The organism is Candidatus Tumulicola sp., from assembly GCA_036490475.1.
In the GTDB taxonomy this organism is placed as follows: Bacteria; Vulcanimicrobiota; Vulcanimicrobiia; order Vulcanimicrobiales; family Vulcanimicrobiaceae; genus Tumulicola.
Genome location: DASXDT010000006.1, coordinates 680,197 through 695,320 on the forward strand (window position 1 = coordinate 680,197; position 15,124 = coordinate 695,320).

Genomic DNA, 15,124 nt, shown 5'->3' on the forward strand with positions numbered 1-15,124 from the left:
TCTGGACCGTTCGTGACCTTGACTGTGCGGCGGCGCCGCAAATTCCAGAGTCTACACTGCAAGGGTGTGCCGATATTAGCCGGCTGTGCCATTGGCTCTTCTATGAGCGCGGAAGGCCTCAAGCAGCAATACCTTACCGATCTAGGCGCAATTGCAAGATCGAAGCCCGCTAGGAGTGGAACGACGTAGGGAAAAGGGTCTAGGGCGCGCCGCCTCGTTAGTCGCGTTTGTTTTGCTCATGGTCAGCAAGAACGGACGCGGCGACGGTGCGCTCGGACTTATTTCCGTCATGCATAAGGCTGCCAGCGAGTGACGCTACGTGATTGCGCGTATGAGCTGGCGGATTTGTGTCTGACAGTGCCGCTGCAGCGACGCTGCGGACGTCAGGTTTTGGGCTCGTGCGAAGCAGTTTGCTAGCAAGGTGATCGACGTTTTTGTGGGTGGACATAGGCCTCCAAAAAGTAGCGTGGGAACGTATGTTCGATTACACCATGACCACAGGCCGTCGCGCTACACCCGACTTGAGGAGCTGACTTCTCACGTCAATCGAGCCGGTTCTGTGCTGAATCGTCCAAATGGTGTCTCGTCTCCGAACTAAATGAGCACTCCGATCGGAATGTCGCGATAACGCATACAGTTCGTGGCTGTGCGCGCGTCTTATGTTACAATGCACAAATGGCGCCGACAGAATCGTCGCCGGAAGATTTAGAGAATAGCCGCGATCACCGGGTTCTCAGACAACGAATTGCTCTGCAACAGGTGCTCGTAGCGAATCTCCGTCTCGCGAAGCGCTCTAGAATCGACTTAGCGCTCGATCCGGCACTTATCGAACCGGCCCTCAAACAGGCCGAGGACGAACTGAGCAACCTGACAGCACAGGCCGGCGGCCGCATTGAACCTCGAAAGAAGGCTAAGGTCGATTCCATCGAGACCTGCACGGTGTACATTGATGAGTGTGGCACGCATTCGCTAATGGCGAAAGAGGAATTTGGAGCCTTTTGCCTCGCCGGTGTAATCGTACGAGATAAAGATCTTGAGGCGTTTGAGGCAAAATGGAAGCATTGGAAGTTAGAAAATTTAGGAGCTGAACTACGCAAGGTTCATGAACCGGATGTGCGCAGACGCACCGGATCATTTTGGCTCGGAAAAGACACCGCTCGACAGGATAAAGTGATTGCATCGTTGTCGGAAGTGCTCGGGGAGCTTGACTATACCGCAATCGCTTGCGTTCTCCATCGTGAAAAGTACCTCGAACAATACGGCGATGACGTTATGGATGCTAGTCTGCCTCGTCACGGCTATCTCATGACCGTGCACTTCTTGGCCGAACGAGTGGCCATGGCGTTGCAACACCAATTCGGTGGGGCGAAGGCCCGTTTGATCCTCGAATCCAGGGGCCCAAAGGAAGACGCGCTGATTCAGTACGAGTTTGCTCGTTTGTTTCTCGACGGCACGGCCTATCTTGCGCCGGGCTATTTTCGACGGCAATTCTTTCCTGGTCTCGAGTTTAAGTCGAAAGACGACCACGTCACCGGTCTTGAAATAGCTGACCTAGTCGCTCGGCCATGCGCGGACAAGGTGTTGGACCCAAGAAGCGACCCGGCACGATGGCAGGACGTTCGTAAGAAACTGTGTCAAGGGCAGGGTACGAAACACTCGATATTGGGCCTTAAGGTTGTCCCGTGGGCGGCCGAATATGCTGACCTTTGGAAAAGCTGAAAGGACCGCTTTCGCGATCCCTCCCGCCGACCAGGCTAAATCCTAGCCCTTGAATGCAGTATACGGACAGTAGGCAGTCAAGTCAAGGTCGGACATTTTACCACACGGTCTATCCTGTGAGCAAATTAGAGGATTCTCCTTTCGGTGCGAAATTTTCCGGGGAAGCCTAGTGCCACGGGCTTCGTCCCTTCCGGTTCTAGACTTATAATTGCACGTGTCTGCGGATCGCCGGCGCGTCGTAATCGGACCCTTTCCAGAGGGCATCGTTCGATTGGACTGGGTCGGCCCGATGCAACGGATGGAAGACGGACCGGTCTTCCCGGTCCAGTTTTCAAGGCTTCGGCACGGTCTAAGCGTCGTAACGGAGGACGAATCCATTTTCGAGCCGCGCCGGATCGTCCTACGAACGGGCTTTGGCTACGCTCCAGTACTTCAGGCTGGTACGATTTGGGAAGATCGCGTCTTTAAGAGGCGTTGGCCTTTCAAAGAGACTGTATTCGAAACCGTCGTGTCTACGTCGGTTCCAGTCGTCCATGCTTACGGTAAAGTTGGAATCGACGGTAATGAACGATTCATCATACCTTCCGGACAATTTTTTATTGATGCTCGAGTCGCTGGTTCAAAAGTATGCTGCTTTCAGGCAATAACCGATGGGAAACCGGTGTTACTCCTGATCCCGTGTATGGAAATCTTTCGGTTCTATTACGGTCATTCCACAAAACTTGCGTACAGAATTTTGCGCGGGGACTTTCTCACGGCGCCGTACTCGGTATACATTGCTGATGGCAGCTTCGTTGCGTCGGACGGGACTGGGCGGCTTGAGCTCGCGCCCACAATGGACGGTGGCGATGCGTATACAGTTGCGCGGTTCGTCCTCGACCCCACAGGATTAGCGCGCGCTCGGGTTATCGTTGAACGAGCGATGCTTGACGCGGCGGGGTCGACTCCGATTGATGTGCTTCCGCCATTCGACGGTCTTTGGCGGTTGAAAGTGCGCGGAAAGTGGCTTTCCTATGGTCGCGAACACGCGTTTCTCGTTTTCGCAATCGTGCGTTGCGCAGCGGCCGTGTCGTTCAACCACTTGGAGGTCTTCGGCGGTAGGGCCGCCGACGTAACATCTAGGCCTGCCGCTACGATCCGGGAGGAGCGCCGGGCACCAATCGAACGACGCAAGGGCGTACCACCGTCAGCCGATCTCACCTTAGAAAAAGGCGAACCGAGTGCGCGAAGCTTACCACAAAGACTGCCTACGCTTGACTCGGACGATCGATATCCGCAGATGGGGGTTCGGTACGCTATTCGCCGACGAAAGAAAAATTTGAGCCGCGGACGCAAAGCTAACATAACGGCAGTTGAAGACGATAGCTCGGCAGCCGTAGCCGATCTACTGTCTGAAACTGGTCCGAGTGAAGGTTCCTTCGGTGCGAAACGAACAACTCGTAAGTCGGAGATAGTAGAGGGACGCAATATGTTGGACCTTTATGAGAGGGCACTCAATGCGCTCCCAAAGATCGCCCGAGAGATCAGTATCTCTTGCATCATCGAACGAAGGACGGTTGACCTAGTAGAGGCGTTTAGCGGTATAGCGCCGCCAATCGCCTTTATCGATCGTAAGTCTGAAATTTCGCGTGTGGTATTGCTCGCCGAAGTTCAACTAGGAGAAGCGCGGGCGGCGGTGATGGAGATTCAGCGTAGACCGGGGGTGCGCGAAGAAAGCCGAACGATAATCGTTATTGAAGAAGCGTTCAATGAAGTTGGAGAGGAGAAAATCAACAAGCTGCTCGTTCTTTGGGCCAGTCGGGGTGGGCACCTTCGCGACATACGGGGCCTGCCGGCACTGCGGAATTTACGCTTATCTGGAGTCAATCACCGTCAAAGCGACACTGCGGAGACGTACGCAACGAGAATGCTCGATGGACTCGTTCGTCTTATCCTTGATATCGAGCCTGACGTAGCACTCCAAGTGACGCCGTTGAGTTTTGAAGAACCTTAGCCACTGACTCGAATGTCACGCATCTAAAAGAACTTGCAGCCTACCGCTCGTGAGGATATTTCTTAAAATATTGATCAAGCGTATCGACACCTGCATCGTCGAGGATTCTAACAAGTGTGGCGTCAGGACGCCGTCCTGGAGCAAACTTCGGATACATTTCACGCAACGTGACGACACGCGTGTCGCGGCGCTTCTTTCGTCCGGTCCCGTCGCTATCTCGTTGACGTCCTCCGGGAGCGGGCTGAAACCGACTGGCCATGACTCTTCCTTTTCTAGTTAGTTGAAAGCGCCGTGATTGCGCAGTTGATTGGCAACAGCTTCTGCTGCGATGAGGGGCGTGGTGGTTCGTAGGAATGTCCATTGTCTTGGAGCGGGACTGTCAGGTGTTACCGGCTGCGGACCAATGTATGGGAAAAATGGATCTGCTTCTTCGTCGGGTTGTCCGATTCGGTTCATCAACAAGACCGCATAAAACTTGCCAAACGTGCGCGGTGAGTAGGGGCTATTAAAGGCGTCATGATCGGGTTGCTCCATGAGGATGCCGAGCGCGTTCCAATATGCTTTCATCCACGCGCTCCGATTCGCGAATTGCCGATCATAACGTTGGATCTCGACCAGTTTCGCGATCTCGGACGGGGGTCTTTTTAGAACTTCCTTGATCGCGATCGCCGCCAGCAGAGAGAGGTTGCCATCCGCGACCTTTCTAGCAAAATTACAGAATTCGTCGTACACGTGGTCTCCAATGCTCACGGAAAACTTCATTGAGTCGACTATACCATGTTTTCATACCGCGTCAAGCAAGCTGGTAGCATTACTTGTGCCGTGGTACTTGACTTTGTTCCCTAAATATAGAACAATGTTCCGGATGACTGCAACCGAACTAAGAGCATTTTTGCGAGAAGCGGGGCTTTCGCAGAGTGACCTAGCCGCTCTACTTGGTATAACACCCAGAGCCGTGGCTTTCTGGCTGACAGGAGAGCGATCGATCCCTGGGGCGGTTCAAGCATACGCTCGTGTGTTTCAGGCTTTGCCGACAAGTCATCGGAACGTTGAGCGATCTCGCCTGAAGGAAAGACAAATTAGCATGAGAGAGGGTATGTATGCTGTTTCTTATCAGAACGAAACGGCGACGAACTATGGTTACGCTACCGTAATTCTCGAGAACGGAAGAATTCACGGCGCCGACGTACTGGGTAGCAAGTACGATGGTAACTATGCTTTTGACGAGACAGTAGCTCGCGCGGAAGTGCACCTCAAGGTGACGTTTCCACCCAATGTGGCTGCGGTCTTCGCGCCGGCTCAGCCGTTCGAGTGGTCGGTCGATATGTCGACCTACATGGATCCTGAGTTCGATCGAGGCTTCCTCGAACTGACAACGACGCTCGGTCAGAAGGTACACGCGCGATACCAATTCTTGCGCGACTTACCAAGTGTCGGATCTTTAGCCGCGTAAAATCTCGATCCGTCGAGGATATTCTCGGAGCTACCGGTTAAACCAGCCTAACACTGAGCGATAGCGGGGGCGTAGAGCGAATGGCGTGGACGACGATGTCATAGATCTTGTGCAGATCGATGTTCGTCGCACGTCCGAGTTCGCGGACAGTGAGCGGACCGTTGGCTGCAAGGCAGATGAGAGCACGATCCGCTCCACCTCGGCCGAACAGCCACGGAAGCTTCGTGCGTTTCGGCCTGGAACGCGAAGCTTTCTTCGCGTCAGTCACGTTTTTCGACGAGTTCCGGCGGGTGCTCCATCAGCAACGTGAGGCAGTCGCGGAGATGAAACAGAACCTGCCTTCGCTGCAGCGCGTACGGCAGGCTGAAGTCGCGGGCGACTGAGGCCGCCAGCAAAATAGGGTCCGGAACGGTCCATTGAAGGTCTTTGGGCAGCGAGGCCGGGGTGGGAAAGGTCGTACCGTCAACTGCTGCCCAGATTTCCCTCAAGCGCTCTAAGATCTTCTTCTAACCCCGAAACTCTTTCGCGTGTAGGTCCGAATACAGAGTTCCATCGAGACTTGAGAAAAATGTCATTTCTCCGGCACGGATGCAATAGAAAGGGAAAAACGGGCTCCGTGATTCGACACACAACTTCCATACGAGTGTATCTCTAACCGTCGCGTTTGCTGTCTGCACCAGTCCTCGACCGGGAACCTTAATCTCTCTCCGCGATCTTAGTTTCTTTTGCAACGATTCCACTGAGAGAATGCGTTCGGCTTCATCATTCGAGATGAACCGCGTGCCTCCGAAACTTCCGCCTTTTTGGTCGACCATACTGAGCAGAGCCCCGCGCTGACTGTGCCTCAAAAGCACGAGAAAATATTTTGCATCGGTGTCTAGTCTCTCAACCAGGAAGACGGCTTTTGAATTAATGCCGGGTCTAGTCACGAAATTAGCGTTCAGCGATTCCAGCTCCGGAACGAGGCCGTTTGCAACGAGTCCTCTTTGGGTTGCCGCAATGGCGTCGTCGGGCGAAATCGGCCCTTCAGGTTCTACGTCCATGAACGACCTTGCCGAAATAGGTGGCACAGGGGGCTTTCCGCCCCCGCCGCTTGGCGGGACCAGTACCGAAACAAACAGCGCAGCGCCGCTGCCAATATCTGTTGCGTTGAAGTACTTGTCACTGTTCCAGGCTGACCAAGCGAGGTAGAGGTTCGGCTGTCCGTTCTGCGTACAGGAGTCGGGGTCCGCGTGCGGGGGTATAGGGCCGGCGGGAACTGGAGGCCATGGGTCATTCACCCATACGCCGATGATGTTCGACGGATCGCTCGCGTTTGCTGGAACGCTAGTTTGAACACCTTGCACCACAACCCAGTGATTTCCGTCCTGTACTAGCGCAGCTACAGGCGACTGCCCTTCGGACAGTGCGCCGAAAATGCGGGCCATGGCAAAAGCCACGTCCGCTTGTGCGTCGACGGCAAAAGTTGACGTGAAGGCAGCGGGTTTCTCTTGATTCATGCAGGTCCGTAGTCCATTCGGATGTGTGTACCACCCCGCAACCAGAGGATTGCCATGAGTCAAAGTATAGAGCGTCACTTGATCGATGAGGCTGGCTCCTATCTTATCCAACAACATTTGCGCGGATGCTGCTCCGCAGTAATAACTTGTGTCCTGTTGGTGATAGGGAACGTTAAGATTGACAATCGTCGTCATGAAATAAATCCGCCTATGAGGTCACGCCTTGCTCGGGCCAGCGTGCAGCTACAATGCTGTTTGCAAACACGAGAAGTGGAGCAATGAAGATGACCAACAACGAGACACCTATGGATCGAGACGGGTCAGCGCTAGGCGGATTAATCCAGACCGTATCGATGCCCAGAGCATAAACAACGAAGCCGATGAGACCGGCGACAAGCTTCCAATAGGGGAAGACGAAATTCGGTTTTGGGTTACCCGGGGGCGCCGCATTCAGCTTCCTGTTGAAATCAAGGAACTGCAAACCCAGAATCCAGAGCATCGTGAAAGCAATGCAAATCCAGAATGCGATTGCCGCGTCCGTCCGCGCCCACATCGGATACGACGCGATGTCTGGTTTCGACTGAGTCGACGTTCCGACCATGGCTGAACTAGCATTTAGGGACCCTGTGGCGGCTGGCGAGTGGGTCGCTGCCGTAGTTGGGGGCGAAGCGAGAGCTGCACCCGTCGGCGATGGCGCGGGTTTGCTTGCGTCGGTACCTCTATCGCTTGAGCTGGTTTGCTTTGCTTGCGATGTTCCCGCCGAAGCGGCTGCTCCGCGAACAGCCGCTTCGGCGCTGACGTATATCGTCAGAACCTCACTAGGAATGAACACAACAACGCTACTTACGAAAGTCGCCACCGGCTGCAGTACAGGACTCGCACCGCCTCTTATAGCGATCGTTCCTTCGGTTCCAAGAACCATAGATGTCAGGCTCATGTATTCGCCTTCTTTCAAGCATCAATGGATTGCCTTGTTGGTTTATTCCGTATGAATCAGCATCCCGGCGGCGCTCCGAAATTGAAATGCGGGCCCTCGAGCGGCTTTTCGACATTGCCGTCGATTGCGAGCGGGCCCTTGGGTGCCATTAAAACCCCATCTTCCGACTTCTGAGGTAGCTGCTGCAATATTCGGTTAATGCTGGTAAGCATCGGCAACTGCGCGCGCGTTGCGACGTCGCATGCGACATCATGACGAACGTCCGCAGCGTAGACGCTCTCGAGCGCCCCGATAGAAGAGATGCAACTCATGGTCGACAGACTCGTAACACAATTTGTCAAGCCACTTACGTTGGAAGTCGCCGCTTCCCCGCCGCCCTTCGTCATGAGATTTTCCAAGTGCTGGTTGACTGAAGTGGCGACTGAGTAGAGGTATTCTCCGCGGAGTACGTTGTAATCGTACGAATGGTCCATGTCCAGACCGATGATCTGCTGATAAAGACTATTTCCAGCGGAAAAAGCCGTTTTCAAATCAGTAGCATCTATATATGGTGCGACGTTTTGGGGATCAAAGCCGCACGTCGTGTCGTCGGTTTTGTCCGAAGCGGCGGAAGTGCTCGGCTTTGTCGAAACGGACTTGGCAGAGTTATCCGAAGCAGCGAAAGTGCTTGACTTGTCCGAAGCGGGCTTTGGGGATCTGTCCGAAGATCCAGATTTATCCGATGCCTTGCTTCCAGCATATATGAGCGCGTTCCAGCAAGTGCGTAGGGTTTCGAACTGGGCTCTAGCGCCTTTCCATGTACTCTCAGATATAGTTACCGGCGGATATCCAGGTAGCTTGGGTTTGGTGCGAATAGCGTCGAGTATATAGATGTTGTCGATGATGCTTACGCGAAGGTTGCGTAAAGAAGACGTCGGATCGTTCCGTTTCCAGTCGAAGTTCATGAGTTGATCGGCGGCGGCCCCCTGTGCGTTGGCCTGATCGGCGTCATGCTCGAACTTCGCGACGTTATATACGGCGTAACCGCCGCAAAGGATGATGCAGGTCCAGGTTGTACCGCTTATTTCCGCGCGGGCGGGCGATGGGCGGCCTACGACGAGCGGCACAACCAAAAGCATCGCTATCGCGATGCGAGTCGATCGTGCCGTAGCGAGCCGCGAGAAAAGCGACGATCGCAATGACGCCTTGGCAGCGAAAAGCGTGCTCACAGTCGATATCTCCTCTCGGGCTGGATCCTTTACTTAAGGCGCATGCTAACATCAGTTGCCCCTCAAATCAAGGGGTTAGTAGCTAAACTAGGCTAGCTATTTGGGTCTAGTGCCTCTCGGCCCACGAGCGATTAGGGAATCGGGCGAGTGACGGTGCCGCCCATTCCGGTCGTCGCGGTCACGTTAGCGTCACACTTCCTTGTCCAATCGGAAGGCCGGCGGGCGAAAAGTTGAAGTTCCTGCCATTGACCTGAACCGAGGCGACTCGGACGCTGCCGACGGCAGCAGAAAGCAGTGGCCGCATGGCTCGACGATGGATCGCTCGACAAGGTCGATTTTCGGCGCGAATCTTGCCAAGCTTGCGAGGCATCACGGTCCGCGTTATCGCAGATGCGCTGGGCATTTCGCAGGGCTCACGCATCGAAGGCCGCGGTGGGAAGACGCCGCCGCATAAGCGGCATTAGAAGGTTTTGCGGGACCTGACTCGGCTCGCTAAATCCGAGTTAGAACCCGCTCGACCTCGCTCCACACAACGCCATGGCGCAACATGGTGGGACTCAATTGCGCCGTTGGAAGCCGTTCAAGTGGAAGGCGATCTTCTAGACGTGGAGATTGACGGCCCATGGGACTACATGGATACAAAGCAGTCTGCATTTAGAGCGCGTATGACGTCACAAACGAGCAAGAGACGGCTATGGAAGGCCTCGCAGCCATAGATTTCTCTACGATGATTGCCTCGCTGGGATCGTCTACGCAGCCTGGCCCGGCCTTGAAATTACTGGAGTGTTTTCCCGCCATCAACGGTTGCTGTCGATACCGCAAAAAGTAGTCAAAGCATGGTCGAAATCACCGAGCCGCTGCTTTTATGTCGCTCCCCGTCAAAAAAGGTCAACCGACCCCGTCTTACTTACCAAAGAAAAATTTACGCTTGGGCTGCTAAGCAATAGAAGGGGCTTCAAGACGGGCTAGAAAAGGCTAGAAAAGGCTAGTTCCCGAGCCGCCACTGTGCTCAGCGAGGTGTGGGCAAAGTCGGTAGGTTGGAAAACTCATCGAGGTCCGTTACGCGGGACACCGGAGCGACTCGGCATCGCTTGCAAAACAAGGAGCCAACAAATAATGCGTATGTCTACTTTAGTCACCACGTCGTTGATCGTCGGGCTGGGTCTTTCGGCATGCAGCGGCAGTCAACCAACCGCGACTCCGGGACTCACCAGCGCGAGTGGCATCAGCCAGCCCACGCATCGGGTCAAACCAGATTTCACTTCGACGTCGGTCACAATAATAAACAACTACAGTTCGGAGATATTCAAACAAGCCCTTAGCGCTTCATGTCTAAGTGGCACGCCACCGTCGTCTATCCCGGCAAATACGTCGGCGTCCCCGTTCACAGTCTCGTATAACATCGGTTGCACTCAACCGTCGTCGTTCTTCGACGTGACGTACGGGCCGACTGCCGCCAGCGGCGACCAGTGCACATTCAACATTGGCTACACTCCGTCGACAGGCGTTTTCTCATATGGGGTTACGAATGGCTCGAACACGAACTGCAGCACGCCGTCTACCTCGGGTGCTGGCGTTACCTTCAAGTACTCTCACATGTGACCGACGGCGTCACGAAGATCGCTGATGCCGTAGCATATAGTAGGTAGAAATGATTCTCGCTGCCTGATATGCAATTTCCGTAGCATGGATCGCACCGGCTATCCCACTTCCCGCACGCTAAACGACATAATAACCAACCTATCGGCGGGGTCCCACTGTTCGTTTTTAGAGCGTGTGGCAAGCCTGTCCTTAGACGGCGCTTTATTCGGAAGTCTTCCATATAGAAATTTAACCGATCACGACCGCGAATCTCGTGGAGCAAAATCATTCCTGGAGGCTCTTACGTTGGCTCGCGGGCTGGCTTTTCTTAACCTCGGCAGTTGCGTTGGTCGTCGCACATTGCAACCAGATTTCGAAGTGCGACTTCCTAGTGGATGTGAGGTGGGGATCGAGGTGACCGACGCTTTCCGAACTGCTTCTTATCAGGGGCGTCTTCAAAACATTCGACTAGCAATAATTGATCGTATCCGGTCCGAGCCCTTAGCCTTGGATGGTCGACTCATCATGTTAACGTTTCGCGCGGTTATGGAAACGAGCGTTGCGATGAATCTCGGTCGCGAACCTACTGTCCCGGACCAAGCGATTCCTTACAAACGTTCAGATGTGGATGCCTTCGTTTCAGACTTTGCAAGCTGGATATCCGCGGGAGAGCACCGCACCGACCGAAAAATTTCAGATGAATTCAGCGACCAGCGTTTCCCAGAGTTAACGCGATGGGACGTAATGTTGTCGTCGAGTTCTATGGGGGACGCGCACCAAGGCGAATTCGAAAACTTACTACCCCACATTGGCCAGAGCTCCGCGCAGGTACGCTCAACAGTCGAAACGAGGATCGACAAGAAGCGTCGAAAGGCTGAGACCTACGGACTCCATCGGCCGCTTTGGTTGTTTATCGAGATCGCAGATCGCAACGTTCGCGCCTCACGCGCACTTGAAGAAATCGTCCAAGCGGCAGATACATCGGTTGCTCCATTCGAACGCATCGTTCTCATTTACGAGGCATTCGCCGTCGACCTACGGCCCGGCATGGCAACGAGGATGGACATGGTGTCTGTTAACCGAGATATACCATATTGGCCGGCTATCGGTGGTTTCTAGCGCGGATTTCTCGCGGCGTTCGCGGACCCCGACAAAAGCGATGATCAATTACCAAATTGTCGCCCGCTACGATAACATCGACCAGTTCTTCGCAACGACTGCGACATCGAAGGCATATCGTTGCTAAAACGCGGCGACCTACCACGCGGCATCGATGGAGGCTGTTTCCGCGATCAAATGGGTGACACGCGCCAAGGTTATTCGATCCGAATTCGTAACAAGCGATGCAGTGGAGCGCGACGAGAGTCTTCTTTCAAGTCTCGAATCCAGCATTGTGGAAAGCAGTAGAAAGTTTCGACAAAGCCAGTTGGCCTGCCCGCGGTGCAGGGGATTCCAAAACCCGCGTTGACCGGGAGGTGGTTCCCGCGTTTGCGAGAGGCTCCGGCATGCTTCGGCGGGAGCGTCGGTGAAGCTCATGTGAGGATGGCTGAGAGCAACGCCCAAAAGTCGCAAGCGGACCTCGAACAGATGTGTGCGCGAAACGCTGAGCGCCTAGAAGCGCTGCGCGCAAGAATATTTACCGGATTGGTAGACGCTGCCGGTGCCGCAAGATTAATCTCGCGGTCGCGCTCGACTGTTCTGCGGCTTGCACGAACGAAACGGTCTGCTGGCAGTTCGCGACGGTCGTCGCATTCAGTATCCTCGATGGCAGTTCCACGAGACGTCTGGGCGGATGCCATATATTACGCCGCATTGCGAGCTGTTGCGTCCAGTAGGGCTGACACCGCAAAGAAATTGCCCGAGACTACCGGAGACTAATTGTAGGCGGTTGGCGCCATCTTGAGAACCGGCTAAGGGAAAAGGCGACGACTTCTTCTCGCCATGTTATGTAGTGCGTCACCTTGACTCGAGGGTGGTATTTATGGCTGTAAATGTGCCATCGCAGTTGGCGTGGTGCTCTATGAGTGATCTGGAGGTCCAACCACTTTTGAGATTTGGGTGGGGTGAAGCAAGTTTCGACGAAACGTCTCCATCGGCGGTCGTGCGTGAACTCGTCGAAGCACTTGGTGCAGTTAGTTGCCACGATAGCTTTTGTGTGACGGAAACGCGCGTCTTCGCAAGTACGAATCGGTGGCGCCGTGCGAGCATTCCCAAACTAAGAATTCACCCCGCTACAGTAACAGCGCAGCTTAATAGTCCAAAGGTTACGAGAGGGGGTAAATCACTCGCAGCCCTTTCGCCTATAAGTAACGCAGCGCGCATTCGAGACCGCGTCACCCATTCGTCACGTCATGCTAGTCCCATGGTTGCACGAAGAAGACGCGCCGCCTTAAGTCGCGCGCCCTTTTTACGCTTGGCTCCCATAACGTCGATAACGTCAATTTCATCCTTGCGTGTGTGCATCACATTGCGCATACGTGGATTTCGCTCCATTCCGAGACCTATGAATGTTACTTCTAAGGCCTTGATGGCCTTTTCGTTATATTTGGATTCAAGCGCCAAGAAGTACATCCATGCGGTCCCACGATGTCTCGCAAGAATGTCGTTGTACTTCTCGATCTTATGGGGCTGGAAGCACTCGCTGGCGAAGTCGTTCAGGGTGTGGCCAACATAATATGGATATTCAGCGCCACGCGAAGTTCTCAGCGTGAACACGTAAACGCCCCGATCGTCGGCGCACTTGCTCTCTTCAAAAAAAGTCCGCATACGGTCTTTATCGATCCTGCGCCCGTGAGGCATCTTCGCTATTGGAAGTCGAAATGGTCCAAGCGGAACGAACGTTGCCATGATGAGGCCAAATTATCCAAACTATCTCCGGGACCCTGCGCGCTTATTTTTATGCCATTCAGCTTCGCGGTAAGGACAACGACATACGACGTTATCGCCAGGCGTGCCCTTTCCGCATCAAATTTTTATCGGTTGCTTTCACAACGACTCACTCTCGGACCGAAAGTATACTGCCTTCTCTCGCAGCATAGCAAAAATGGGCTGGAGTTTACAAGAGCGAGCCGAGTATGCCGTACCTCGTGAACGCGCGCGCGCTCTATACAAGATGGCGGAACTGTTGTGCGGATCGACAATCGACCGGATTTCGCAAGCTTCTGATACGGGGATCGATCCTTGGCTCGTCAGGTGGATTCTTAACAACGCACGCAAGCGCGCGTCGGACCTCAGGGGCGTGAATGCAGCGCGCGGCATAGTGATTCCGATCCGAAGCACAGATCTGGTCGGATGAAGCGACGAAAAGCGAAGCTTTGGAATGCTGAAAAGTGAAGGCGAACTTCCGACGAACGGTCGTATCGGTGCTGCTGAGCCTATGGCGGCTTCGCGGTCGCTTTTAAACTAGGATCATTACGTAAGCGACTGCTGAGATCCGATTTCTCGGAGCCCAAGGCGTTTGCTCAGGACGATTGATTCGTAATCTTGACGTTGCCATTGGTGTCGATCAACCTCTTCGAAGCCAAGACGTTTATAAAATAGCAGCAATTCCATTGCGGTGCTTGCTGTGTCGCAGCACAGTTCCGACATGCGGTCTGCGACAGCCCTGTCTTCAACATGCGAAAGCAAGCTGCGTCCGATACCAAGGCGCTGTTTCCAGGGCGCGACGGCAAATTGTCCGAAGTGACCGACACTTGTGTGCGCATACCATTTAGGTTCGGCTCGCGGATACCGAACGTGATCGTAGTAGGAAATGACGCCCACGATGATTTGTCCCATTCTCGCAACCCACGTGGCCGTTGCCGTTTCGATTCGGCGGCGGGTAACCTTCAAAGATTGTGTGGCTGCCCCGAACCGTATTCCCTGGTCATTGTGAAGCGCGTATGCCTCATTGATTAGTTCCGTCGCGATGTCGAAGCGATCGCGATCCGACGCCCAAGGAGCGATTTCGACTTTTTCCATGCGATGCCCAGTTCACCATCTTCGACGATCAATTCTTCATTATCGACGACTAAGCAGCTCCGCCGGCACGTTTCTGATGTGCGACCAGCTACTGCTGTCCGCCGGAGAGTTCTGATTACGCGATGACTCGGTTATCGTTCAGCTCGGCGACGACGATATGGTAACCACTTACCAACATTGGAGCAATTCCTTCAGCGATCTCTAAAGCCCCGGTTCCTGGCATCGCTTCTATGAGCAACACGTTCGGCACAGGATGCGTAAAAGGGTGTCCACGCTGCGCAAGAAATTGTTCGACGTCTTGCGCTTGCGCCACCGCATTCGAGTCGGGTGCAAAAAAGATATAGAGTAGAAAGACTGCGCCCATGTTCAAGTCACCTCCGAAAACGATTACTTAGTGAGTCTACCGTCAGTAGCATACTGAATTGATGCATGCTACAGCCCCCGGTGCGAGGAAACGCCCTATGCTCTTCGAAGATTGAAGCAGCGTTACGGTACTGTCCGCTGTTAAAAGCTTGCCTGAGAGTTTCGTGCCATTGCCGTCTCTTGAGAGAATTTCGGGAATTACTCACGCCGCATTATACGGGAAGGGGCTTGAGTTGCCCCTTCCCCCTTCCGAGGAGTTGGCCGCCCGGCATCCCTCCCGGGCTTCCGTCGCCAAGCGGTGCGACCACGGTCACTTCATGAGAACTGATGGAGTGACCGGTTGGAGAAAACAAGAGAAGAAGCGCTAGAAATAGCGCCATTTGTAGTGCCTCCGCAGTCCATCGACACGAG

Annotated in this window: 12 protein-coding genes; 4 read left to right on the forward strand and 8 right to left on the reverse strand. The window is 54.2% G+C overall.

Annotation, left to right across the window (positions count from 1 at the left end):
* Window positions 1–675 precede the first annotated feature (675 nt).
* Together VGF98_10805 and VGF98_10810 are read left to right on the forward strand one after the other, a co-directional pair.
* On the forward strand, window positions 676–1,719 hold the full coding sequence (locus VGF98_10805) for a DUF3800 domain-containing protein (protein ID HEY1682116.1): 1,044 nt from the start codon (window positions 676–678) through the stop codon (window positions 1,717–1,719).
* Window positions 1,720–1,990: 271 nt separating this feature from the next.
* On the forward strand, window positions 1,991–3,712 hold the full coding sequence (locus VGF98_10810; protein HEY1682117.1) for a hypothetical protein: 1,722 nt from the start codon (window positions 1,991–1,993) through the stop codon (window positions 3,710–3,712).
* A 276-nt stretch (window positions 3,713–3,988) separates the two neighbouring features.
* On the opposite strand, the gene VGF98_10815 is transcribed toward VGF98_10810, so the two are convergent.
* Entirely contained in the window at window positions 3,989–4,474 is a 486-nt protein-coding gene (locus VGF98_10815; GenBank protein HEY1682118.1) for a hypothetical protein, read from the reverse strand.
* A 334-nt stretch (window positions 4,475–4,808) separates the two neighbouring features.
* Here VGF98_10815 and VGF98_10820 point away from each other — a divergent pair, with 334 nt between their 5' ends.
* On the forward strand, window positions 4,809–5,165 hold the full coding sequence (locus VGF98_10820; GenBank protein HEY1682119.1) for a hypothetical protein: 357 nt from the start codon (window positions 4,809–4,811) through the stop codon (window positions 5,163–5,165).
* 260 nt (window positions 5,166–5,425) lie between these two features.
* Here VGF98_10820 and VGF98_10825 read toward each other — a convergent pair whose 3' ends face one another.
* From VGF98_10825 to VGF98_10840, 4 genes are all read right to left on the reverse strand, one after another.
* The gene (locus VGF98_10825; GenBank protein ID HEY1682120.1) at window positions 5,426–5,653 is read right to left on the reverse strand and encodes a hypothetical protein; all 228 of its coding nucleotides are present in this window, start codon (window positions 5,651–5,653) and stop codon (window positions 5,426–5,428) included.
* An 18-nt stretch (window positions 5,654–5,671) separates the two neighbouring features.
* On the reverse strand, window positions 5,672–6,859 hold the full coding sequence (locus VGF98_10830; protein HEY1682121.1) for a papain-like cysteine protease family protein: 1,188 nt from the start codon (window positions 6,857–6,859) through the stop codon (window positions 5,672–5,674).
* Window positions 6,860–6,872: 13 nt separating this feature from the next.
* Window positions 6,873–7,265: a hypothetical protein gene (locus VGF98_10835; GenBank protein HEY1682122.1), complete on the reverse strand. Its 393-nt coding sequence runs from the start codon at window positions 7,263–7,265 to the stop codon at window positions 6,873–6,875.
* Window positions 7,266–7,657: 392 nt separating this feature from the next.
* Window positions 7,658–8,809 carry a hypothetical protein gene (locus VGF98_10840; protein ID HEY1682123.1) on the reverse strand — a complete coding sequence of 384 codons (1,152 nt, stop codon included), beginning with the start codon at window positions 8,807–8,809 and terminating at the stop codon, window positions 7,658–7,660.
* 1,686 nt (window positions 8,810–10,495) lie between these two features.
* Here VGF98_10840 and VGF98_10845 point away from each other — a divergent pair.
* Window positions 10,496–11,509: a hypothetical protein gene (locus VGF98_10845; protein ID HEY1682124.1), complete on the forward strand. Its 1,014-nt coding sequence runs from the start codon at window positions 10,496–10,498 to the stop codon at window positions 11,507–11,509.
* Window positions 11,510–12,739: 1,230 nt separating this feature from the next.
* Here VGF98_10845 and VGF98_10850 read toward each other — a convergent pair.
* From VGF98_10850 to VGF98_10860, 3 genes are all read right to left on the reverse strand, one after another.
* Window positions 12,740–13,237: a hypothetical protein gene (locus VGF98_10850; GenBank protein HEY1682125.1), complete on the reverse strand. Its 498-nt coding sequence runs from the start codon at window positions 13,235–13,237 to the stop codon at window positions 12,740–12,742.
* A gap of 564 nt (window positions 13,238–13,801) precedes the next feature.
* Window positions 13,802–14,350 carry a GNAT family N-acetyltransferase gene (locus tag VGF98_10855; protein HEY1682126.1) on the reverse strand — a complete coding sequence of 183 codons (549 nt, stop codon included), beginning with the start codon at window positions 14,348–14,350 and terminating at the stop codon, window positions 13,802–13,804.
* A gap of 115 nt (window positions 14,351–14,465) precedes the next feature.
* Window positions 14,466–14,714, reverse strand: a complete 249-nt coding sequence (locus VGF98_10860; GenBank protein ID HEY1682127.1) for a hypothetical protein — start codon at window positions 14,712–14,714, stop codon at window positions 14,466–14,468.
* Window positions 14,715–15,124: the final 410 nt, after the last annotated feature.

Bases quoted from the DNA above. Each gene is read 5' to 3' on its own strand.
- VGF98_10805 (HEY1682116.1), top strand. From the start codon at position 676: ATGGCGCCGACAGAATCGTCGCCGGAAGATTTAGAGAATAGCCGCGAT.
- VGF98_10815 (HEY1682118.1), bottom strand. From the start codon at position 4,474: ATGAAGTTTTCCGTGAGCATTGGAGACCACGTGTACGACGAATTCTGT.
- VGF98_10820 (HEY1682119.1), top strand. From the start codon at position 4,809: ATGTATGCTGTTTCTTATCAGAACGAAACGGCGACGAACTATGGTTAC.
- VGF98_10830 (HEY1682121.1), bottom strand. From the start codon at position 6,859: ATGACGACGATTGTCAATCTTAACGTTCCCTATCACCAACAGGACACA.
- VGF98_10835 (HEY1682122.1), bottom strand. From the start codon at position 7,265: ATGGTCGGAACGTCGACTCAGTCGAAACCAGACATCGCGTCGTATCCG.
- VGF98_10845 (HEY1682124.1), top strand. From the start codon at position 10,496: ATGGATCGCACCGGCTATCCCACTTCCCGCACGCTAAACGACATAATA.
- VGF98_10850 (HEY1682125.1), bottom strand. From the start codon at position 13,237: ATGGCAACGTTCGTTCCGCTTGGACCATTTCGACTTCCAATAGCGAAG.
- VGF98_10855 (HEY1682126.1), bottom strand. From the start codon at position 14,350: ATGGAAAAAGTCGAAATCGCTCCTTGGGCGTCGGATCGCGATCGCTTC.
- VGF98_10860 (HEY1682127.1), bottom strand. From the start codon at position 14,714: ATGGGCGCAGTCTTTCTACTCTATATCTTTTTTGCACCCGACTCGAAT.